The organism is Antarcticirhabdus aurantiaca (assembly GCF_009765365.1).
GTDB classification, from domain to species: domain Bacteria; phylum Pseudomonadota; class Alphaproteobacteria; order Rhizobiales; family Rhizobiaceae; genus Antarcticirhabdus; species Antarcticirhabdus aurantiaca.
The window spans coordinates 26928-48953 of sequence record NZ_VTOM01000020.1 but is presented as its reverse complement, the minus strand read 5'-3'; the positions used below and the strand labels follow the sequence as shown (position 1 = coordinate 48953).

Sequence of the window (22026 nt, the reverse complement as noted above, 5' to 3'; positions counted from 1 at the left end):
GGCGGAGTGTGCGGGAGGATGCGGCGCGATGAACGAGATGACCAGGGTCGCTCCCAACAATCTCGACGCCTTCTGGATGCCGTTCACGGCGAACCGTCAGTTCAAGCAGGCGCCGCGCATGTTCGTGGGCGCGAAGGACATGCACTACACCACCGCCGACGGGCGGCAGGTGCTGGACGCGACCGCCGGCCTCTGGTGCGTGAATGCCGGCCATTGCCGGCCGAAGATCACCGAGGCGATCGCGACGCAGGCCGGCGAGCTGGACTACGCGCCGGCCTTCCAGATGGGCCACCCCAAGGCCTTCGAGCTGGCCTCGCGCCTCGCGACCATCGCGCCGGCCGGCCTCGACCACGTCTTCTTCACGAACTCCGGCTCCGAATCGGTCGAGACCGCGCTGAAGATCGCGCTCGCCTATCACCGGGCGAAGGGCGACGGGTCGCGCTTCCGGCTGATCGGGCGCGAGCGCGGCTATCACGGCGTCAACTTCGGCGGCATCTCGGTCGGCGGCATCGTCGCCAACCGCAAGATGTTCGGGACGCTTCTGACCGGCGTCGACCACATGCGCCACACCCACGACCCGGCCCGCAACGGCTATTCGCGCGGCGAGGCCGAGCACGGCGTGGAGCTCGCCGACGACCTCCTGCGCATCGCGACGCTCCACGACCCCTCGACCATCGCCGCCGTGATCGTCGAGCCGGTGTCGGGCTCGACCGGCGTCCTGCCCCCGCCCAAGGGCTACCTCAAGCGCCTGCGCGAGATCTGCGACCAGCACGGCATCCTCCTCATCTTCGACGAGGTCATCACCGGCTACGGGCGCATGGGCACGGCCTTCGCGGCCGACTATTTCGACGTGACGCCGGACCTGATGGTGACGGCCAAGGGCCTGACCAACGGCGTCATCCCGATGGGCGCGGTCTTCGCGTCGGGCAAGATCCACGACGCCTTCATGGGCGGGCCGGAACACCTGATCGAGTTCTTCCACGGCTACACCTATTCCGGCAATCCGATCGCCGCGGCCGCGGGCCTCGCCACCCTCGACACCTACAAGGAGGAGGGGCTGTTCGAGCGGGCCAAGGCGCTGGAGCCGGTCTGGGCCGACGCGCTTCACTCGCTGAAGGGCGAGCCGCACGTCGTCGATATCCGCACCATCGGCCTCATCGGCGCCGTCGAGCTTCAGCCGATCGACGGCCAGCCGACCAAGCGCGCCTTTTCCGCCTTCCTCGACGCCTACGAGAACGGCCTCCTGATCCGCACCACGGGCGACATCATCGCCATGTCGCCGCCGCTGATCGTTTCGGAGGCGCAGATCGGCGAGATCGTCGACGGGCTGCGCGCGATCCTGAGGCGGCTGAACTAGGGCAGCGGGAGGCGTTTCGATGAAGCCGATGGGATGGAGATTAGCCGAATCCTGGTGGTTGCCTCCTGTGCTCGGCGGGCTCGCAGTCGGACCGGTTCTGGCTGGACTCGCGGCCATGGGTGTCGAGCCGACCTACGCCACATGCGCGGTGGTCACGGTTGCCACCATCGCGGCCGTCGACCTTGTCTTCCGGCGCGTTCAGTCACGAAACTGAGCCTTATCCTGCAAGCCCTTTCGTAGAAGAGTTGTCCTATGGACCTTGCTTCCAACCTCCAGATCAACGGCGACCGGCTCTGGGACTCGCTGGAGGAGATGGCGAAGATCGGCCCAGGCATCGCCGGTGGCAACAACCGGCAGACGCTGACGGATTCCGACGCCGAGGGGCGGCGCTTGTTCCAGCGCTGGTGCGAGGAGGCCGGCCTGTCGATGGGCGTCGACACGATGGGCACGATGTTCGCCCGCCGCGAGGGCGCGGACCCGTCGCTGCCGCCGGTCTATGTCGGCAGCCACCTCGACACCCAGCCGACCGGCGGCAAGTACGACGGCGTCCTCGGCGTCCTCGGCGCGTTGGAGCTGGTGCGCTCGCTGAACGACCTCGGCATCCGCACCAAGCACCCGATCGTCGTCACCAACTGGACCAACGAGGAGGGGGCGCGCTTCGCCCCCGCCATGCTCGCATCCGGCGTCTTCGCCGGCGTCCACGACATGGGCTGGGCCTACGACCGGCGCGACGCGGAGGGAAAGCGCTTCGGCGAGGAGCTGGAGCGCATCGGCTGGAAGGGCGAGGAGCCGGTCGGCGGGCGGCCGATGCGCGCCTTCTTCGAGCTGCACATCGAGCAGGGTCCGATCCTGGAGGACGAGGGCATCGACATCGGCGTCGTCACCCACGGCCAGGGCCTGAAATGGCTGCAGGTGACGCTGACCGGCCGCGAGAGCCATACCGGCTCGACGCCGATGCCCAAGCGCCGCAATGCCGGGCTCGGGATGGCGCGGGTGACGGAGCTCGTCCACGAAGTGGCGATGGCCTACCAGCCCGACGCGGTCGGCGCGATCGGCCACGTCGAGGTCTACCCGAACTCGCGCAACATCATCGCCGGGCGCACGGTCTTCACGATCGACATCCGCTCGCCCGACAAGTGCGTCCTCGACGCCATGGACGGGCGCATCCGCGCCGGCATCGCGCAGATCTGCGAGGCGCTCGACATCGCCCACGAGATCGAGCAGGTCGGCCACTTCGACCCCGTCGCCTTCGACGAGGGATGCGTGAAGGCCGTGCGCGACGCCGCCGAGCGGCTCGGCTACAGCCACCGCGACATCGTCTCGGGCGCCGGCCACGACGCCTGCTGGATCAACCGCGTCGCTCCCACCGCCATGGTCTTCTGCCCCTGCGTCGACGGCCTCAGCCACAACGAGGCGGAGGCGATCACCAAGGACTGGGCGAAGGGCGGCGCCGACGTCCTTCTCCACGCGGTGGTCGAAACGGCGGGCATCGCGGAGTAGGGCGGAACCGGCGCCCCACGCTCTAGGCACATTCCGAACCGACCTCTCCGACGGACAAGAAGGAACGCTCTCATGACCATCGCGATCAAGGGCGGCACCGTTGTCACCGCCGACCTGACCTACCGGGCCGACATCCTGGTCGACGGCGGCACGATCGTCGCGGTCGGGCCGGATCTCCATGGCAACGAGGTGATCGACGCGTCCGGCGCCTTTGTCATGCCGGGCGGCATCGATCCGCACACGCACCTCGAAATGCCCTTCATGGGCACCTTCTCCTCCGACGACTTCGACACGGGCTCGGCCGCCGCACTGGCCGGCGGCACGACGATGACGGTCGATTTCGTATTGCCCGCGCCGAACCAGGGTCTCATCGAGGCGCTGCAGGAATGGCACCAGAAGGCCGGCAAGGCGCGCACCGACTTCTCCTTCCACATGGCGATCACCTGGTGGGGCGAGCGCGTCTTCGAGGAGATGCCGAAGGTCGTGGCGGAGGGGATCAACACCTTCAAGCACTTCATGGCCTACAAGGGCGCGCTGATGGTGAACGACGACGAGATGTTCGCCTCGTTCTCGCGCTGCGCCGAACTCGGCGCCATGCCGCTCGTCCACGCCGAGAACGGCGACGTCGTCGCCTTTCTCCAGCAGAAGCTCCTGGCCGAAGGCAACAACGGCCCCGAGGCGCACGGCTATTCGCGCCCGCCCGAGGTCGAGGGCGAGGCGACCAACCGCGCCATCATGATCGCCGACCAGGCGGGCGTGCCGCTCTACGTCGTCCACGTGTCCTGCGAGCAGAGCCACGAAGCCATCCGCCGCGCCCGCGCCAAGGGCATGCGCGTCTTCGGCGAGCCGCTGATCCAGCACCTCGTCCTCGACGAGAGCGAATACTTCAACGCCGATTGGGACTATGCCGCCCGCCGCGTGATGAGCCCGCCCTTCCGCAACCAGCTGCACCAGGATTCGCTCTGGGCCGGTCTCCAATCCGGCTCGCTCCAGGTGGTGGCGACCGACCACTGCGCCTTCACGACGGCGCAGAAGCGCACGGGGCTCGGCGACTTCACCAAGATCCCGAACGGCACGGGCGGCCTCGAGGACCGGATGCCGGTGCTCTGGACCAAGGGCGTCAACACCGGCCGTCTGACCATGAACGAGTTCGTCGCGGCGACCTCGACCAACATCGCCAAGATCCTCAACATCTATCCCCGCAAGGGCGCGATCCTGCCCGGCGCCGACGCCGACCTCGTGGTCTGGGACCCCACGGCGACGAAGACGATCAAGGCCGCCGCCCAGAAGTCGGCGATCGACTACAACGTCTTCGAGGGCATCGAGGTGAAGGGCCTGCCGGCCGTCACGCTCTCGCGCGGCAAGGTCGCTTACCGCGACGGCGAGGTGCGCGCCGAGACCGGCGACGGCCGCTTCGTCGAGCGCCCGGCGAACGCGCCGGTGACCAAGGCGCTCTCGACCTGGAAGGAGCTGACGGCGCCCCGCAAGGTCGAGCGCAGCGGCATCCCGGCGAGCGGCGTCTGAGACGCCGCCCGTCATGCTCGACCCGTCAGCCCAGGCGATCGGCCACCAGCGCTTCGAGGTCGGGGCGCAGGACGACGCTTTCCTGCTCGTTCGGATCGGTGCGCGCGATGACCGCCACGCAGGGCTCGCTGCCCGGGTTGAAGGGCAGGTGGGGCATGCCGGCGGGGATATAGAAGAGGTCGCCGGCCCTGGTGACGGCGTGATGCTCCAGACGTTCGCCGTAGAAGGTCTCGGCGATGCCGCTGACGACGAAGATCGCCGTCTCATGCGCCTCGTGAAGATGCGCCTTGGCCCGGCCGCCGGGCGGAATGGTCAGGAGATGCATGCAGATGCCGCTTGAGCCGACGCTTTCCGCCGAGATGCCCGCCCGGTACGTGAAGCCCTGTTTGCCGTCATACGTCTCCTCCGGCCGGATCAGCGCGCAGTCCTTCGCTCTCGTGTCCATGGTCATGAGCTCCCTCGTCTCCGCGATGCGCCATCCTATCCGGCTTTTGAACGGCCTTCACGCGGAGTTCGGCCGATGAGCGCCGCGCCCTCGCTCGCGCCTGCGCCCGCTCCCGCAGTCGGTGACGAGGTGATCGCCGCGCGCAAGCTCGGCCTCGTCTTCGGCACGAACGACGGGTCCGTCCACGCGCTGAAGGACGTCGACCTCACCATCCGGCGCGGCGAGTTCGTGTCCTTCATCGGCCCGTCCGGCTGCGGAAAGACGACGCTTCTGCGCGTCGTCGCGGACCTGGAACAACCGACGGCCGGCTCCATCACCGTCAACGGCATGACCCCCGACGAGGCCCGGCGCGCCCGCGCCTACGGCTACGTCTTCCAGGCCGCGGCGCTCTATCCCTGGCGCTCCATCGCGCGAAACGTCGCCCTGCCGCTCGAGATCATGGGCGTGCCCAAGGCCGAGCGCGCGCGGCGTATCGCAGCCAACCTCGACCTCGTCGGCTTGGCGGGCTTCGAGACGAAGTTCCCCTGGCAGCTGTCGGGCGGCATGCAGCAGCGCGCCTCCATCGCCCGCGCGCTGTCCTTCGACCCCGACCTCCTCCTGATGGACGAGCCTTTCGGCGCCCTCGACGAGATCGTCCGCGATCACCTCAACGCCGAGCTCCTGAAACTCTGGGCGAAGACGCGGAAGACGGTCGTCTTCGTCACCCACTCCATTCCCGAAGCCGTCTTCCTGTCCACCCGCATCGTCGTCATGAGCCCGCGCCCCGGCCGCATCACCGAGATCATCGACTGCGACCTCGGGGCCGAGCGCCCGCTGGAGATCCGCGAAACGCCGCGCTTCCTGGAGATCGCCCACCGCGTGCGGGAAGGCTTGAGGGCGGGGCATGGGTATGAGTGAGCGGGCCGATACTGCGTTAGCAACGGCAAAGGACGAGACGCCCCCTTCTCCCGTTTCGGGAGAAGGTGCCCCGAAGGGGCGGATGAGGGTCTTTCATGCCAAGCCGAAACGCCTCACCAAGAACGCTCGGACTCTTCGGCGCGAGGACACGGATGCCGAGCAGCGGCTCTTGAGCGAGCTGCGCGACCGCAGATTGAACGGTCACCGCTTCGTGCGTCAGTTCGTCGTAGAACCATACATTCTGGACTTTGCCTGTCGCGCAGCTCGCCTCGTCGTGGAATTGGACGGCAGCCAGCATGGAGAAGCGGCCTATGATGAGCGACGCACCGATCAACTGAACCGTCGGGGATGGTCCGTGCTGCGCTTCTGGAATGACGAGGTGCTGAAGGAGCGGGCGGCTGTCTGCGAAACGATCCTGGCGGTGCTTGATGGACGGATGATGGAGCGCTGCGATGGCGGCGGCTTGATCCATGGCCTGAGGTTTGCGCCCGGCAGACCCTCACCCGTCCGCACCGCTATCGCGGCGCGTCCACCCTCTCCCGAAACGGGAGAGGGGTGTGCGCCCCGTCCGGCAACGCTATCGCGAGCGATTGAGGCTGCTGAGGACCTGTGCCCATGACCCTCTCCGCCCCCATCGCAGAGCCCGGCGCCGGCATCGGGTACCGCGCTCGGCCGTCGCTGCGCTCGCGCATCGCGGGCGGTCGTGCCGGGCCCGTGCTGGTCGTTCTGATCGCCGTTCTGGCCCTGTGGTACGCGGGCGCCGTCCTGTTGAACTGGCCGACGGAGAGCGCGCGGCTTGCCCGTGGCGATCCGGATGTCTCCTCGGCTGAGATCCTCGCCGCCACGCTGTCCGCGCAGCGCCCCGTTCTCCCGGCGCCGCACCAGATCGCGGTGGAGATCTGGAACACGACAGTGAAGGTCTCGCCGACGGCGCCGCGCTCGCTCGTCTACCATGCGGGCGTGACGCTCGGGCCGACGCTACTCGGCTTCGCGCTGGGCACGCTGCTGGGCGTATTGCTGGCGGTCGGGATCATCCATTCCCGGACGCTCGACAAGAGCCTGATGCCCTGGGTGATCACCTCGCAGACCATCCCCATCCTCGCCATCGCGCCGATGGTGATCGTGGTCCTGAATTCGATCGGCATTTCGGGGCTCGTGCCGAAGGCGATCATCTCGACCTACCTGTCGTTCTTTCCCGTGACGGTCGGCATGGTGAAGGGGCTCCGCTCGCCCGACGCCATGCATCTCGACCTGATGCGGACCTACAATGCGAGCGGGCGGCAGACGCTCGCCAAGCTGCGGGCGCCGGCCTCGCTGCCCTTCCTTTTCGCCAGCATGAAGGTGGCGGTCGCCGCCGCGCTCGTCGGGGCCATCGTCGGCGAGCTTCCGACGGGGGCGCAGGCGGGGCTCGGAGCGCGGTTGCTCGCCGGCTCCTATTACGGGCAGACGATCCAGATCTGGTCGGCGCTGGTGGCGGCCTCGGTGATGGCGGGCGTCCTGGTCTGGCTCGTCGGGCTGGCGGAAACGGCGGCGCGGCGCCGGGCGGGGGCGCGGACATGAGCGCGGTCGCATCGCCCATGCTGCGCAGAGGCCCGGCCGCGCCGATGTCGATCCTGGCGAGCGCCGCCGTGGCGCTCGGCGCCGCGGCACTGGCCTTCGGGCTTCTCGGCGGCGGGCGCGGGGGCGTCGGCCTTTTCTTCTGGCTCGCCGTCCTCGTCTTCTGGCTCGGCGCTTGGCGACTGACGGGCGGCATCGCCGCGCTCTCGCCGAAGGGCGCTGCGGCGCGGCGGACGGCGGACCTCGCAGTGCCCGTCCTCTTCGGCCTCACCTGCATCGTGCTTTGGGAACTCGTGGTGCGCGGGCTCGACGTGCCGATCGTGCTCCTGCCGGCCCCGAGCCAGATCGCCGCGCGCATCGCCGCGTCCACCGGCATTCTCTGGGCCGACTTCCGGCAGACCTATCTCAAGGCCGTGCTCGCCGGCTGGGCACTCGGCTGCGGGCTCGGCTTCCTCGCGGGCGTGGCGGTGGATCGCTCGCCCTTCCTCAAGCGCGGGCTGATGCCGGTCGGCAACCTCGTCTCCGCGCTGCCGGTGATCGGCATCGCGCCGATCATGGTCATGTGGTTCGGCTTCGACTGGCCGTCCAAGGCGGCCGTCGTCGTCGTGATGACCTTCTTCCCCATGCTGGTGAACACGGTGGCGGGGCTGGAGGCGGCGGGCGCGATGGAGCGCGACCTCATGCGCACCTATGCGGCCAGCCCCGGCCAGACGCTGCTCAAGCTCAAGCTGCCGGCGGCGATGCCGTTCCTGTTCAACGCCTTGAAGATCAACTCGACGCTGGCGCTGATCGGGGCGATCGTCGCGGAATTCTTCGGCACGCCGATCGTCGGCATGGGCTTTCGCATCTCGGCCGAGATCGGCCGCTTGAACACCGACATGGTCTGGGCCGAGATCGCGGTGGCCGCGCTCGCCGGGTCGCTTTCCTACGGGCTGCTGGCGCTTCTCGAGCGCGCGGCGACGTTCTGGCATCCATCCACCCGCGCGGGGCGGGCGTGACACGAAGGAGCTAAGGGCATGAGGCATCTTCTCGGGGGCGCGGCGATCATGGCGATCGTTGCAGGGAGCGCGCTGCCCGCCGCGGCGCAGGACGCGCTGACGCTGCAGCTGAAATGGGTGACGCAGGCGCAGTTCGCCGGCTACTACGTCGCCGAGGCCAAGGGCTATTACGACGAGGCGAACCTCGACGTGACGATCAATCCCGGCGGCCCGGACGTGGCGCCGACCCAGGTCATCGCCGGCGGGGGCGCGGACGTCGTGATCGACTGGATGCCCTCGGCGCTCGCCGCGCGCGAGAAGGGCGTCTCGCTCGTCAACATCGCCCAGCCCTTCGCGCGGTCCGGCATGCAGCTCACCTGCCGCAAGGATTCCGGCATCGCCTCGCCGGCCGACTTCAAGGGCAAGACCCTCGGCGTCTGGTTCTCGGGCAACGAGTACCCGTTCCTGTCCTGGATGTCGAAGCTCGGCGTGTCGACCGAGGGCGGGCCGGAGGGCGTCACCGTCATCCGCCAGGGCTTCAACGTCGATCCGCTGATCCAGAAGCAGGCCGACTGCATCTCGACCATGACCTACAACGAGTACTGGCAGGTGATCGACGCCGGCATCCCGGCCGAGGATCTCGTGGTCTTCAACTATACCGACGAGGGCGTGGCGACGCTGGAGGACGGGCTCTACGTCCTGGAGGCGAACCTCGGCGACGCCGCCAACGTCGACAAGTACGCCCGCTTCGTGACGGCTTCGATGAAGGGCTGGCAGTATGCCAAGGAGCACCCGGACGAGGCGGCGCAGATCGTCCTCGACAACGACACGACCGGCGCCCAGACCATCGAGCACCAGACGCGCATGATGACCGAAGTCGCCAAGCTGCTCGGCGATAATGCGAAGCTCGACGTGGCGGCGGCCGAGGGCACGGTGAAGGTGCTGATGGGCGGTGGCTCGGACCCGGTGATCACCAAGCAGCCGGAAGGCGCGTGGTCGAGCGCGGTGACGGACAAGGCCGGCGCGATGTGAGGACGCTGTCGCGGCGGCATCGATGAACGATGTCGCCGCGGTATCGAACGAGGCGCCTTCACTCGCCCGCTCGCGGGTGAGGGTGTCGGCCGCGCAGGCGGCTGATTACGGACCAACGTCGCGTCCGCCTTGAACCACTCTCATCCGCCTGCCGGCACCGTCTTCCGCCGGCGGGAGACGGGAGCAACATTCAGCACAGCGGAGATGGGCTCACCCCTTCGGCGCCATGCCTTCCTTCAGCCGGCGGCTGATCTCGTCGAAGGGGGCGCGGACCTGGGGGTCTTCGGGCTTCTGGATGAGGATGTCGTAGAGGATCGGCACGAGGTCCACGGCGATGTCGAGGGTCTGGTCGCTGCCGCGCTGGTAGCCGCCGAGGAGCCGCAGGTCGCGGGTGTCCTCGAAGCGGGCGATCATGGAGCGCAGGCGCGTGACGAGCTCGCGCTCGCTGCCCTGCCAGGCATGGGGGGCAAGGCGCGAGATCGACTTCAGGACGTCCATCGCCGGAAAGCGGCCCTGCTCGGCGATGGCGCGGTCGAGGACGATGTGGCCGTCGAGCGTGCCGCGGATTGAGTCGGCGATCGGGTCGTTGTGGTCGTCGCCGTCGACCAGCACGGTGAAGATGCCGGTGATCGTCCCCGAGCCTTCGCGCCCCGGGCCGGCGCGCTCGAGGAGCATCGGCAATTCGGAAAAGACGCTCGGCGGATAGCCGCGCGAGACCGGCGGCTCGCCGGCCGCCAGCGCCACGTCGCGGGCGGCATGGGCGAGGCGGGTGACGGAATCGACGATCAGGAGGACGTTCTCGCCCTGGTCCCGGAAGCACTCGGCGATGGCCATCGCGGTCTTGGGCGCGAGGCGGCGCATCATCGGGCTCTCGTCGCCGGTCGCGACCACCGCGACGACCTTGCCCAGCGTGTCGCCCAGCGTGTCCTCGACGAATTCGCGCACCTCGCGGCCGCGCTCGCCGACGAGCGCGACGACGACGCTGTCGAAGCCGTCGGCGCGCGCCAGCATGCCCATCAGCGTCGACTTGCCGACGCCGGAGCCCGCGAAGATGCCGATGCGCTGGCCGAGGACGAGGGGCGTGAAGACGTCGATCAGCATGACGTTGGTCTTCACCGGACGGCCGGTGCGGGCGCGGTCGAGCGCGCGGGGCGGCTCGCCGTCCTCGGGCGCGAAGCGCTGCGCGCCCTGCTCGATCGGGCCCTTGCCGTCGCAGGGGCGGCCGAAGGCGTCGACGACGCGACCCTTCCAGGCCGCGTGCGGGGCGATGGTCATCGGGCCGATGCGGCGGGCGAAGCTGCCGACCTGCGCGCCGACGCCGACGCCGAAGGGCTTCACGGTGGCCGCGTCGTTCTCGACGCGCACGACCTCGCCGAGCTCCTCGCCGTCCGGGCCCTCGCAGGCGATGCAGTCGCCGAGCCGCACGAAGGGCGACAGGCCGCCGACGCGCCAGGAGGTCGGCGCGACGTCGACGACGCGGCCGGAGATGGCGAGGCGAGGGGCGTCGAGCGCGGCGAGCGCCGAGAGGCGGGCCTCGGTCGCGGTCGCCGTCACGACACCGTTCCGAGGTCGCGCACCGCCCCGTCGAGCGTCTTCTCGGAGCTCTGGATGAGGTTCGAGGCGCTCTCGAAGGCGCGCTGCACCTCGATCAGGCGGGTGATGGCGAGGATCGGGTTGACGTTGGAGCCCTCGACGAAGCCCTGCTCGACGGCGATGCCGTTGAAGTCGAGGACGGGCTGGACGGCCTGGTCGGGGATGACGCCGGAATTCTCGAAGCGCGCGAGGTTGGCGTTCGCGGGGATCGCGAAAAGGCCGACCGCGCCGATCTGCTGGCCGCGCTGCTGGATCATGCCGTCGCGGGCGATGGTGAGCGGGCCGCCGTTCGGATCGACGCTGATCGGCGAGCCGCCGGCGTCGACGATGCCGTAGCCGTTCAGCGTCTGGAGGTTTCCTTCCGCGTCGATCCGCATGCGCCCGTCGCGGGTGTAGACGCGACCCTGCGGCGTCTGGATGCCGAACCAGGCGTCGCCGCCGATGGCCATGTCCAGCGTATTGCCAGTCTGGGTCAGCTCGCCGCTCTCGCGCGACAGGTAGGTCTGGCCCTCCGACACGAAGGCGACCGGCTTCTGGGCGGCCGACGAGATCATCTGCTCGAACTTCACCTCTTCCGAGCGGAAGCCGGCGGTGCGGGCGTTGGCGAGGTTGTGCGCGATGGTCTCGAGCCGCTTCTCCATCGCGAGCTGGGCGGAGAGCGAAACGGGAAGAGCGGTCTGCATGGGGCTCAGGCCTTTGATTCGACTGCCTTGAGCATTCCGGCATGTCGCTTGCCTCAGCCTGTTGATCGGCAAGGCTGTCGCGACGCGAAAGAAAAGGTTAACGCGGGCAAGGTTTGGGCAAGCGCCTTGCCCCAAACGATTTCCATTCTTCGCAAAAACCAAGGGCGAATCGATGGGAATCCTGCTCGGTCTGGTGGTGACGCTAGGCTGTCTCCTCGGCGGCTTCGTCGCGATGGGCGGCCACCTCGAAGTGCTGGTTCAGCCCTTCGAATACGTCATCATCCTCGGCTCCTCGATCGGAACCTTTCTCGTCGCCAACCCCACCAAGGTGGTGAAGGACACGGGCAAGGCCGTCATGGAGGCCTTCAAGAACAAGGTGCCGACGCAGAAGGACTATCTCGAAGTCCTCAGCCTCCTGCACCAGCTGATGCGCGAGATGCGCTCGAAGTCGCGCTCCGAGGTCGAGACGCACATCGACACGCCCGCCGAGTCGCCGATCTTCAAGGCCTACCCGAACATCCTCGCCAACACCTCGCTGCTCCACTTCATCTGCGACTATGCCCGCCTGATCATCATCGGCAACGCACGGCCGCACGAGATCGAGTCGCTGATGGAGGAGGAGATCGGCACGATCACCCGCGACACCATGAAGCCCAAGCAGGCGCTCCAGGACATGGCCGACGGCCTTCCCGCGCTGGGCATCGTCGCGGCCGTTCTCGGCGTCATCAAGGCCATGGGCGCCCTCGACCAGAGCCCGGAAGTCCTCGGCCACCTCATCGGCGCCGCGCTCGTCGGCACCTTCGCGGGCATCTTCTTCTCCTACGGCGTGGTCGGCCCGATCGCGACCAAGGTGAAGGCGGTGCGCGACAAGAAGGCCCGGGTCTACACGATCATCAAGTCCACCCTCATCGCCTACATGAACGGCGCGATGCCGCAGGTGGCGCTCGAATACGGCCGCAAGACCATCTCGGCCTACGACCGCCCGAGCATCGATCAGGTCGAAGCCGCGACCATCGGCGGCGGCGCGGCGCAGGCGGGCTGATCCGATGAGCGCCGTCGAAGCCATCGTCCCGTCCTCCGAGGTTCCCGAGCGCCTGCGCTCGGTCGCCGGGATCGATCCCGCCCGCCTGCCCGGGCTGCACCGCCTCGCCGCCCGCATCGCGGCCGCCGCGGCCGAAGCCCTCAAGGAAGCGAGCATCGCTCCGCCCGACATCGCGCTCGACGCCATCGAGCGGGTGGAGGCTCCCACTGTCGCCGACGACAGCCTGTTTCCGGACGGCGGCTTCTTCGCCCCGCTGACCGGTCCCGCCTTCGAGACGGCCGGTTTCCTGTCGATCGGGCCGCGCTTCATGGACGGCGCGATCAGCGCCTTCTTCGGCGGCTCGCGGGCCGGCGGCGCTTCAAGCGGCCGGGCGCCGACCAACTTCGACCGCAGCGTCGCCGAGTTCGTCTTCGCGGCCGTCGCGGAAGTCGTCGAGACGGAGCTGCGCCCCCTCACGGCGCTGCAGATCAGCAAGGAGCCGCTCTGCACCCCGGCCGAGATCCCGCGCCTTCTCGGCGAGGACGCGGCGCCCGTCCTCGTGTTCCGCTTCGCGGTCCTGGCGGGCGGCGAGAAGGACCCGCTCTGCGTGATCATGCCCGAGCGCCTCTTCACGCCGCATCGCCGGGCCCTTGCGGTCGTCCCGAAGGACGAGAAGCCGACGCTCGACCCGGCCTGGCTGCGCGACATGGAAACGGGCGTCAGCCGCTCCGTCATGAACGTGCGCGTCGTCCTGTCCGCCCAGCACGTGCCGCTTTCGCGCGTCGCCTGCTTCGCGGTCGGGCAGACGATCGAGCTCGCCGCCACGCTGGACAGCCTCGTGGACGTCGAGATCGAGGGCCAGCGCTTCTTCCGCGGCCATGTGGGCCGCTCGCGCGAAAACTACGTCGTGCGCGTCGACGGGCAGATCGATCCGGGACAGGAATTCCTCGATGACATCCTATCTGATTGATTTCATTCTTCTGGCTGCCCTCGTCTTCACGAGCTGGCGGGCAGGCCGCATGCATCGCGAGATCGTCGCCCTGAAGCGCGACGAGCGCGAGCTCGCCGAGATGCTGGCCGTCGCGGACCGCTCGATCAACGAGGCCGCCCATTCGGTGGTGGTGCTCAAGGGCGAGGGCCTCGAGGCCGCGCGGATCCTCGCCTGCGTCACCGCCGAGGCCAAGGACGCGGCCGACCGGCTCCAGGGGCTCGTCGAGCGGGCCGACTGGCACGCCGGCCTGACCCGCCAGGACCGCAGCGCGGCCTGAGCCTCGATAAGCCCGGCATCCGGTTTCGCACCAGCGTCGGGCGTTAACAAAGTCATAACGGATCATCCGAAGCCCGCCCTTCGGGGCGGCGCCGGCGGAACCCTTCGAGCGGGGCGCCGGAGACCAGGAGCATGGAACCATGACGGACGACGACTTCATGATGAACCCGGCCCTGACCGCGTCCTTCGGCGACGAGGAGGGAGAGGGCTTCGGCGCGGAGACCATGCTGGAGGCCAACGGCGCCGGCGGCGAGGACACGCCCGATCTCGGCCTGGTGATGGACATCCCCGTCAACATGCAGGTCGTGCTCGGCACCGCCACCATGCCGGTCGGCAACCTCGTCAAGCTGTCGCGCGGCTCGGTGGTCAAGCTCGAGACGCGGGTCGGCGAGCCGGTGGACGTCATCGTCAACGGGCGCACGGTCGCGCGGGGCGAGATCGTCATCCTGGAAAAGGAAGAGCAGCGCTTCGGCATCACGCTGACGGAGATCGTCAAGCATTCGGCGCGCGCCGTCCGCAACTGATCCCGCAGGACCGCCTCCCATGTCGCCGCTCATCGCCTATCGAGACGCCGAGGAAACGGCCGCGCCGGCCGGCCCCGCCCGCGCCGTCATCCTGCTCCTCGCGCTCGGCGCGGAAGGGGCGGGCCGCCTCCTCAAGCACCTGCATCCGGACGAGATCCGCGACCTGAAGCTCTGCGCCGACCAGCTCCCGACGGTCTCGCGCGAGCAGATCGACGCGCTCGTCGAGGAGTTCCAGGAGCAGTTCCGCATCGGCCCGGCCCTGACGGGGCCCGCGCGCCAGATGCAGGACCTCCTCGAGGCCTCGCTGAGCCCCGAGCTCCTAACCGCGATCATGGAAGTCGGCGACGTCGGCGGCGCGGCCTTCGAGATCGACGAGAACATGTTCGGCCCGCCGCCCAGTGTGTGGGACGAGGTCGAGAAGCTCGAAGGCGCGGTGCTGGCGGGCAAGCTCGCCCAGGAGCATCCGCAGGTCGTGGCGCTCCTGCTCACCCGCATCTCCAGCCCGACCGCCTCGGCGATCGCGCGCCACCTCGACGCGCGCTTCCGCAACGAGGTCATGCGGCGGATGCTGGCGCTCAAGCCCCTGGCGCCGCCGATGGAAACGCTGTTCGAGGAGCACGTGCGCCTGGCCTACCTGCCGAGCGCCGAGGCCCCGGAGGAGGGCGGCAGCCACATCCTTCTCGCCGACATCATGAACCTCATGGACAAGCAGCACAGCGAGGCGCTGATCGAATCGATCCGCGAGTCGCAGCCGCGCGACGCCGAGAAGCTGCAGAGCCTGCTCTTCGCCTTCGAGGACGTGGCGGGGCTCACCCAGAAGGCGCGGCTCGTCCTGTTCGACCAGATCAACGCCGAGGTGGTCACCAAGGCGCTGCGCGAGATCGACGGCGAGCTCAAGGAGGCCGTCCTGTCGGCGCTCGGCGCGCGCACCCGGCGCATGGTCGAGGCCGAGCTCGGCCAGGCCAGCGAAACGCCGCCCGACGAGATCATCGGCGCCCGCCGCATCATCTCCTCGACGGCGCTCCGCCTCGCCGGAGAAGGCCGCATCCAGTTGCGGCCGGCCGCCTGAACGTTTGCGACGTTCCGAAATCGTTGACCCTGAAGCGACGTCGCCGCCGCCATTCACGCGGCGGCAACCGGCCCCGAGGTAGGTGATCCGTGGCGGAAGCAGCCGATCGGGACTCGAAAACAGAGGAACCGACAGAAAAGAAGATCCGCGATACGGTCGAGAAGGGCAACCTTCCGGTCTCGCGGGAGGCGCCGATCCTCGCCTCCCTTCTTGCCAGCATGGCGTTCATCGCGTTCCAGTCGCGCGAAGGGGCCCATCGGCTGCTTCTCACCCTCGAAACGACTTTCGAGAATCCCCTTCAATGGGATCTGGAGACCGGCGCCGATGCCCTACACCTCCTCAGGATGTTCTCGATCGAGTCGGGGCACATCGTCCTGCCGGCGACCGCCTTCTTTCTCATCGGCGGCATCGTCGCGGCTCTCGTCCAGAACCCGCTGCAGTTCAACGTCGAGCGCGTCCGCCCGAAATATTCCAACGTGTCGCCGACGTCGGGCTGGTCCCGAATCTTCGGCCTTCGCGGCCTGATCGAGTTCGGAAAGGCCGTGTTCAAGTTCGTTGTCATCGGAGCCGTCAGCGGCTTCATTCTCTTCGGGACGCTGCCGACGCTTCTGCGCACGATGCAGTCGGACCCGGTGCTCCTGCCCGAGCTCATCCTCGAAATGGCGATGAAGCTCCTGGCCGGCGTGTCGATGGCGACGATCATCCTCGTCGCGGCCGACCTCGCCATGAGCCGGATCACCTGGCGCCGCGACCTGCGCATGACCAAGCAGGAGATCAAGGACGAGCACAAGCAGAGCGAAGGCGACCCCATGGTCAAGGCGCGCCAGCGCCAGATCGCCCGCGACCGCGTGCGCAAGCGCATGATGAGCGCGGTGCCCGGGGCGACGCTCGTCATCGCCAATCCGACCCACTACGCCATCGCCCTGCGCTACGTGCGCGAGGAGGGCGGCGCGCCGACCGTCGTCGCGAAGGGCACGGACCTCGTCGCGCTGAAGATCCGCGAGATCGCCGAGGAGCACGACATCCCCGTCATCGAAGACAAGCTCCTGGCAAGATCGATGTACGACCATGTCGAAATCGACCAGATGATCCCGCCCCAGTTCTTCAAGGCCGTGGCGGAGCTCATCTACTTCCTTTATTCCCGTACGGGAGCGAAAGTCGGCATCCACGCGGCCTGATGGCTCTTGCGCGGACAGCGACGGCGCCCTGCCGACGGTCCAACCGGCCGCCCGAATGCGGCCCAGCGGGAGCGCGAGAGACCCTTATGCCGGCACCGTCGACACCGTCTCGCAGCGTTGAATCCGCGACCCGCGGCACGCGTTCGGCCTCGGCCGACCGCGTTTCGGGATCTCGCATCCCCGTCTTCGTCGCCGCCGAGCCGTCTCTGTCGTCACGAAATGATATGGTAAGCATGTCAAATATCGTGCGGCAGGTCGGCTGACGATGCTCGATATCCGCAAACGCCACACGCTCGCCCGCGAGCGGCTCCTCGCCGAAGCGATCAAGGAACTCGCGGCCGAGCTGCGCCTCGTGGACGTGATCGACTTCGTCGCCTTCGTGCGGCTCGAGCACTTCGGCAACATCGCCGATATCGTGCACTCCTCGTCCGAGCTCTACTTCAAGCCGGGTGTCCTGCGCTTCGCCGACTCGGCGGAGGTGGATCTGGCCTGGAATTCGAAGCCGATCGTGGCGCTGGCGCTCCAGTTCCGCCACGGCGGGGTCGAGGCGCATTTCCGCCTGGAGCTCGCTTCGGCCAGCGCCGCCGTCGACATCACCTACATGTCCTTCGACGTCGTCGACGGCGATCCGGAAGCGAACACGCAGGCCTTCGCCGCGGCGATCAAGGATTCCCGCATCCTCGACGAGGACGACTGAGAGCGTCTGACAGAACCTCCGGGTGGAGGGCTGGCGAGGGATTTTTCGTCGCAGCGACGAGCCGAGCGGAGCCTATGCAGCGCATGGGCGAGCATCGGGGAGGAAGCGGCGGCGGAAAAGCACCGACAGACCGACCCCGCGAAGTTTTGTTAGACGGTCCAAGGCGGGCCGGCGGCGATCAGCCGCCGAGGACGCCGGCGAACTGCGCCGGATCGACGTTGCCGCCCGACAGGACCACCAGCACCGTCCGGTCGCGGCAGTCCACCTTGCCCGACAGCACCGCGGCGAGCGCCACAGCGCCGCCCGGCTCCACCACCACCTTCAGCTCCAGGAAGGCGGCGCGCATCGCCTCCGCGACCTCCGCGTCGCTGACGAGCGCGACGCCCGACAGGAGACGGCGATTGACCGCGAAGGTCAGCTCGCCCAGGCGCCCGAGCAGAGCGTCGCAGAAGGACGTTCCGCCCGGCACGATGTCGAGCCGCTCGCCCGCCCGGAGCGAGCGCGCCGTGTCGTCGAAGGCTTCCGGCTCGGCGGCGTAGAGACGCGCTTCGGGGAAGGCGTCGGCGACGGCCGTCGCCGAACCGGCCGTGAGCCCACCCCCGCCGCAGCACACCACGAACGTATCCACCGACAGCCCGAGGGCGCGCGCCTCGTCCGCCGCTTCCAGGCCGACCGTGCCCTGGCCGGCGATGATGCGGGGATGGTCGAAGGGCGGGATCAGCACCGAGCCGCGCTCCTGCGCGATCGTCCGCGCGATCGCCTCGCGGTCCTCGCGCCAGCGGTCGTAGAGAACGACCTCGGCGCCGAAGGCGCGGGTGCGGGCGATCTTCAGCGCGGGCGCGTCGGCCGGCATGACCACGACGGCCGGACAGCCGGCTTCGGTCGCGGCGAGCGCCACGCCTTGCGCGTGGTTGCCGGAGGAAAAGGCGACGACGCCGCGCTTCTTCTCCTCGGGCGTCATCTGGGCGATGAAGTTGAAGGCGCCGCGGTACTTGAACGAGCCGGTCTTCTGCAGCGGCTCGGCCTTGATCAGGATGCGGCCGCCGACGCGGCGCGACAGGCTTTCGCTCTGGAGGAGGGGCGTTCGCACCGCGTGGCCTTCGAGCCGCGCCGCCGCCGCCCGGATCTCGCCGATCAGCCCGTTGGTCTCGTCAAGCCGCGTATCCATGCCCCAATCTCCGTTCCAGTCCGCCGGACGACAACAGGATTAGGCACGCGAAGGAGGCGAGGCAAACCGGCTCTTGTCACCGGGACACTTTTCGCCGTCACGCGTTCGCTGCGGCCAGTCGGACGTCGGATTGGTTAATGGTGCCAGCGCGATAGCGGCCGCGGCTCAGACGGTGCCCGAACGGCTTCACTTTCCTCTGGAGGATGAGCGGTGCGCGCGTGGTGTCCGCTCTCACCCGGCCGCCGCCGTGCTCCAGCTCTCGGCTTCGCCGCGGCCATCGCCGGACTGGGCGCGGGCGGCGGCGAAGACGCCGCCGACGCCGATGAGAATCGGCCGATCGACGCCCACGGCCTCGACGATGGCGCCGAGGTCGGCGAGGCGGCCGGCACGGCGCGTCTCGTCGGCGCGGGACAGGTTGGCGGCCACCGCCACCGGGGTTTCGGGCGAGAGGCCCTCGCGAACGAGCGCCTGCGCGATGCGCCCGGCCATGCGCCCGCCCATGTAGAAGATCGTCGTCGCGCGCGGGTTGGCGAGCGCGCGCCAGTCGAGGTCGTCCGGCAGGTCGCCCTTGCGGGAATGACCGGTGACGAAGCGCAGTTCCTGCGCGTGGTCGCGGTGGGTGAGGGACACGGAGAAGGCGGCGGCGAGCGCGGAAGCCGCGGTGATGCCCGGCACGATCTCGACCGGGATGTTCTCGCGCCGCAACTCCTCGATCTCCTCGCCGGCCCGGCCGAACACCGACACGTCGCCGGACTTCAGGCGCACGACGTGACGGCCGGCCTTGGCCAGCGCGATCATCGTCGCGTTGATGTCCTCCTGCTTGCAGCTCGTGCGGCTGGCGCGCTTGCCCACCAGCATGCGCTTGGCCTCGCGGCGGGCAAGTTCCAGCACTTCCGGCGAGACGAGGTCGTCGAACAGGATGACGTCGGCGGCCTGGAGGGCGCGCACCGCCTTCAGCGTCAGGAACTCGGCTTCGCCCGGACCGGCGCCGACGAGCGTCACGCGTCCGCCCGCGTCCGGCGCGGTGGCGAGGCGCTCGATGAGGCCGCGCGCCTTGGCCTCGTCGCCCGCGTCCGGCGCCTTGGCACCGAAGGCCTCCCCGGAGAAGCGCTCCCAGAAGGCGCGGCGGGCGGGGCCGGGGGCCAGCCGCTCCATGACGCGCTCGCGCAGGCGTGCGGCGAGGCCCGCCCAGGCGGCGAGGCTCTGCGGCAGCAGCGTTTCGATGCGGCGGCGGATCGCCTGTCCGAGGATGGGCGCCGCGCCGTCCGTCGAGATTCCGATCACGGCGGGCGAGCGGTTGACGATGGTGCCGAAGCGGAACTGGCAGAAGGCCGGCTTGTCGATCACGTTGACCGGCACGCCGGCCGCCCGCGCCGCGCAGGCGAAGGCCTGCGCCTCGCCATCCGTTTCGATGTCGGCGACGGCGAGCGCCGCGCCTTCGAAGACGTCCGTCGCCCAGGGGCGGTCGTGATGGCGGAGCGAGCCGGGCACGTCGAGCGTGCCGGCCGCGAGGGCCGCGAGAAGCGCGCGCATCTCCTCGCCGAGGCTTTCGGCCGGCTCATACAGATCGACGCGGGCACCCGCCGCCGCGAGGAGCTCGGCCTTCCAGGCCGCGCCCGCCGAGCCGCCGGCCATGGCCGCGCGCTTGTCCGACAGATCGAAGAAGACGGGAAGGGTGGCGAGCGGACCCATGCGCCCGAAGCGCAGCGGCGCAGCGTCCGCTGCGGCCCTCCCGTCGAGGTTCGACTCTGCCATCGTGCCGTCCATGCGCTGCGCGGCGCCCGAGCCGCTCGTCCGTGACGGCAGTCTAGAATCCTTGCAGCTGGCTCGCGAGAGCAAAGATTGGGCGATCCGCACAAAGATTGGAACGCCTTACCGCGTCCGCCCCCATCGACGAAATCGCGTCAGCTCAGCCGCAGCCAGGCATAGCCGTAGGGGCCGAGCCGCACGTGGCGCGGCTCGCCGCCCTCGCCGAAGCTCGCCTCGCGGCTGATCACCGGTCGGCAGCGGCCGAGATCGAGGTCGGCCGGAAGGGTGACGCTGCGCGGCCCTTCCGCGAGGTTGTGGAGCGTCAGCGTGCGGCTTCCGCGCCAGTCGTAGGCGAGGGCGATCACCGCCGCATCGCCGCAGTCGAGCACGCTGGCCTGCGACCAGCCGATCTCGGGGGCCGCGCGCCGAGCGCGGATCAGCCGCTCGACCTGGGTGAGGGTTGAGTCCGGGTCGACCTCCTGCTCCTCGACGTTGAGGTGGGAGAAGGCGAAGGGGCCGTCGGAAACGGGTGGGCGCACCAGCTTGTCCGGGGCCGCCGAGGAGAAGCCGCCGTTCGCCTCGGCGCTCCACTGCATGGGGGTTCGCACGGGGTGGCGCTCGGGCAGGTCGAGGTTCTCGCCCATGCCGATCTCGTCGCCGTACCAGATCACCGGCGTTCCCGGCAGCGACAGCATCAGGCTCATCGCCATCTGGATGCGGCGCTCGTCGCCGCCGAGCATGGGCGCGAGGCGCCGCCGGATGCCGCGCTCGTAGATCTGCATCGACTCGTCCGGCCCGAACGCGGCGAAGACCTCCGCGCGCTCCTCGTCCGACAGGCGGCCGAGATCGATCTCGTCGTGATTGCGCAGGAAGGTCGCCCACTGGCTCGCGGGCGGGATCTCGGGCAGCGCCTGCAGGAACTCGGCGACCGGCGCCGCGTCCCGCCGGGCGAGGCCGAGGAAGAGCTTCTGGTTGAGGGGGAAGTTGAAGACCATGTGCAGCCGGTCGCCGTCGCCGAAATAGGCGCCGGCTTCCTCCATGGGGATGTTGGCCTCGGCCAGCATGATCGCCTCGGCGCGCCGCCAGGACAGGAACTGCTGCATGTGGGCGAGGTAGCGCTCCGGCTCCCAGCCGGCGTGCTCGCCGGCGAGGTCCTCCAGCATGAAGGGCACGGCGTCGAGCCGGAAGCCGGACACGCCGAGCTGCAGCCAGAAGGCCATGATCCGCTCGATCTCCTCGCGCACGGCGGGGTTGGCGATGTTGAGGTCGGCCTGGTGCTTGTAGAAGCGGTGGAAGTAGTATTCGCCGCGCTTGCGGTCGAAGGTCCAGGTCGACTCCTGGACGCCTGGGAAGATGACGCCCTTCTCCGCGTCGGCCGGCTTGTCCTTTCGCCAGACGTACCAGTCCCGGTAGGGCGAATCCGGGTCGGAGCGGCTCGCCTGGAACCAGGGATGGTCAATCGAGCTGTGGTTCAGGACGAGGTCGACGATGACCTTCAGTCCGTGGTCGCGCGCGGCGTGGGTGAAGGCGACGAAGTCGCCGAGCGTGCCGAGCCGCGGGTCGACGCCGTAATAGTCGGTGACGTCGTAGCCGTTGTCGCGGTTGGGCGTGGGATAGAAGGGCAGGAGCCAGATGCAGGTGGCGCCGAGCGCCTCGATGTGTCCGAGCCGGTCGGCGAGGCCCCGGAAGTCGCCGACGCCGTCCCCGTTGCCGTCAGCGAAGGTCTCGACGTCGAGGCAGTAGATGACGGCGTTCTTGTACCAGAGATTGAGCATGCGCGTCGCGGCC

At 69.1% G+C, this 22026-nt stretch carries 20 protein-coding genes and 1 pseudogene; 15 read left to right on the top strand and 6 right to left on the bottom strand.

Features of this window, described 5'->3' with window-relative positions; genetic code table 11:
* The first annotated feature begins 28 nt into the window (after positions 1-28).
* The 3 genes from aptA to hydA all read left to right on the top strand — a co-directional run bounded on the left by aptA (position 29) and on the right by hydA (position 4381).
* On the top strand, positions 29-1357 hold the full coding sequence (gene aptA / locus FZN60_RS21135) for an omega-aminotransferase AptA (RefSeq protein ID WP_158875501.1): 1329 nt from the start codon (positions 29-31) through the stop codon (positions 1355-1357).
* Positions 1358-1609: 252 nt separating this feature from the next.
* Complete coding sequence (locus FZN60_RS21130; protein WP_158875500.1) at positions 1610-2857, top strand: Zn-dependent hydrolase; 1248 nt, start codon at positions 1610-1612, stop codon at positions 2855-2857.
* 72 nt (positions 2858-2929) lie between these two features.
* Positions 2930-4381 (top strand): dihydropyrimidinase, encoded by a 1452-nt coding sequence (gene hydA, locus FZN60_RS21125; RefSeq protein WP_158875499.1) that lies wholly within the window; start codon positions 2930-2932, stop codon positions 4379-4381.
* A 25-nt stretch (positions 4382-4406) separates the two neighbouring features.
* On the opposite strand, the gene FZN60_RS21120 is transcribed toward hydA, so the two are convergent.
* Positions 4407-4826, bottom strand: coding sequence for a cupin domain-containing protein (locus tag FZN60_RS21120; RefSeq protein WP_158875498.1), 420 nt, complete (start codon positions 4824-4826; stop codon positions 4407-4409).
* A 75-nt stretch (positions 4827-4901) separates the two neighbouring features.
* Here FZN60_RS21120 and FZN60_RS21115 point away from each other — a divergent pair, with 75 nt between their 5' ends.
* The 5 genes and pseudogenes from FZN60_RS21115 to FZN60_RS21095 all read left to right on the top strand — a co-directional run bounded on the left by FZN60_RS21115 (position 4902) and on the right by FZN60_RS21095 (position 9289).
* Positions 4902-5723, top strand: a complete 822-nt coding sequence (locus tag FZN60_RS21115) for an ABC transporter ATP-binding protein (protein ID WP_158875497.1) — start codon at positions 4902-4904, stop codon at positions 5721-5723.
* A gap of 82 nt (positions 5724-5805) precedes the next feature.
* Positions 5806-6216: pseudogene (locus FZN60_RS21110) on the top strand (endonuclease domain-containing protein); the annotation flags it as partial.
* 122 nt (positions 6217-6338) lie between these two features.
* Entirely contained in the window at positions 6339-7283 is a 945-nt protein-coding gene (locus FZN60_RS21105; RefSeq protein WP_158875495.1) for an ABC transporter permease, read from the top strand.
* Positions 7280-8278 carry an ABC transporter permease gene (locus FZN60_RS21100; RefSeq protein ID WP_158875494.1) on the top strand — a complete coding sequence of 333 codons (999 nt, stop codon included), beginning with the start codon at positions 7280-7282 and terminating at the stop codon, positions 8276-8278. The genes FZN60_RS21105 and FZN60_RS21100 overlap by 4 nt, the downstream gene beginning before the upstream one ends.
* An 18-nt stretch (positions 8279-8296) precedes the next feature.
* Positions 8297-9289, top strand: coding sequence for an ABC transporter substrate-binding protein (locus FZN60_RS21095; RefSeq protein ID WP_158875493.1), 993 nt, complete (start codon positions 8297-8299; stop codon positions 9287-9289).
* Between the two features lie 210 nt (positions 9290-9499).
* Here the strand turns inward: FZN60_RS21095 and fliI are convergent, their stop codons facing one another.
* Entirely contained in the window at positions 9500-10843 is a 1344-nt protein-coding gene (gene fliI, locus FZN60_RS21090; protein ID WP_158875492.1) for a flagellar protein export ATPase FliI, read from the bottom strand.
* Entirely contained in the window at positions 10840-11565 is a 726-nt protein-coding gene (gene flgF, locus FZN60_RS21085; RefSeq protein ID WP_158875491.1) for a flagellar basal-body rod protein FlgF, read from the bottom strand. The genes fliI and flgF overlap by 4 nt, the downstream gene beginning before the upstream one ends.
* Positions 11566-11737: 172 nt before the next feature.
* On the opposite strand from flgF, the gene motA reads away from it, so the two are divergent.
* The 7 genes from motA (at position 11738) to FZN60_RS21050 (ending at position 17321) form a co-directional block, all read left to right on the top strand.
* Positions 11738-12607, top strand: a complete 870-nt coding sequence (gene motA, locus FZN60_RS21080) for a flagellar motor stator protein MotA (RefSeq protein ID WP_158875490.1) — start codon at positions 11738-11740, stop codon at positions 12605-12607.
* Positions 12608-12611: 4 nt separating this feature from the next.
* Positions 12612-13556 (top strand): FliM/FliN family flagellar motor switch protein, encoded by a 945-nt coding sequence (locus FZN60_RS21075; protein WP_158875489.1) that lies wholly within the window; start codon positions 12612-12614, stop codon positions 13554-13556.
* Positions 13537-13854 (top strand): hypothetical protein, encoded by a 318-nt coding sequence (locus FZN60_RS21070; RefSeq protein WP_158875488.1) that lies wholly within the window; start codon positions 13537-13539, stop codon positions 13852-13854. The genes FZN60_RS21075 and FZN60_RS21070 overlap by 20 nt, the downstream gene beginning before the upstream one ends.
* A 223-nt stretch (positions 13855-14077) precedes the next feature.
* The gene (gene fliN / locus FZN60_RS21065; RefSeq protein ID WP_199266619.1) at positions 14078-14377 is read left to right on the top strand and encodes a flagellar motor switch protein FliN; all 300 of its coding nucleotides are present in this window, start codon (positions 14078-14080) and stop codon (positions 14375-14377) included.
* Between the two features lie 19 nt (positions 14378-14396).
* On the top strand, positions 14397-15446 hold the full coding sequence (locus tag FZN60_RS21060; protein ID WP_158875486.1) for a FliG C-terminal domain-containing protein: 1050 nt from the start codon (positions 14397-14399) through the stop codon (positions 15444-15446).
* An 89-nt stretch (positions 15447-15535) separates the two neighbouring features.
* Positions 15536-16624 (top strand): flagellar biosynthesis protein FlhB, encoded by a 1089-nt coding sequence (gene flhB, locus FZN60_RS21055; RefSeq protein WP_158875485.1) that lies wholly within the window; start codon positions 15536-15538, stop codon positions 16622-16624.
* 265 nt (positions 16625-16889) lie between these two features.
* Positions 16890-17321, top strand: coding sequence for a BspJ family T4SS effector nucleomodulin (locus FZN60_RS21050; RefSeq protein ID WP_158875484.1), 432 nt, complete (start codon positions 16890-16892; stop codon positions 17319-17321).
* Between the two features lie 178 nt (positions 17322-17499).
* Here the strand turns inward: FZN60_RS21050 and FZN60_RS21045 are convergent, their stop codons facing one another.
* The 3 genes from FZN60_RS21045 to FZN60_RS21035 all read right to left on the bottom strand — a co-directional run bounded on the left by FZN60_RS21045 (position 17500) and on the right by FZN60_RS21035 (position 22013).
* A complete protein-coding gene (locus tag FZN60_RS21045) occupies positions 17500-18489 on the bottom strand; it encodes a threonine ammonia-lyase (protein ID WP_158875483.1) in 990 nt (329 codons plus the stop codon).
* Between the two features lie 231 nt (positions 18490-18720).
* Positions 18721-20181 (bottom strand): siroheme synthase CysG, encoded by a 1461-nt coding sequence (gene cysG, locus FZN60_RS21040; RefSeq protein WP_158875570.1) that lies wholly within the window; start codon positions 20179-20181, stop codon positions 18721-18723.
* A gap of 212 nt (positions 20182-20393) precedes the next feature.
* Positions 20394-22013, bottom strand: a complete 1620-nt coding sequence (locus tag FZN60_RS21035) for an alpha-amylase family protein (protein ID WP_158875482.1) — start codon at positions 22011-22013, stop codon at positions 20394-20396.
* Positions 22014-22026: the final 13 nt, after the last annotated feature.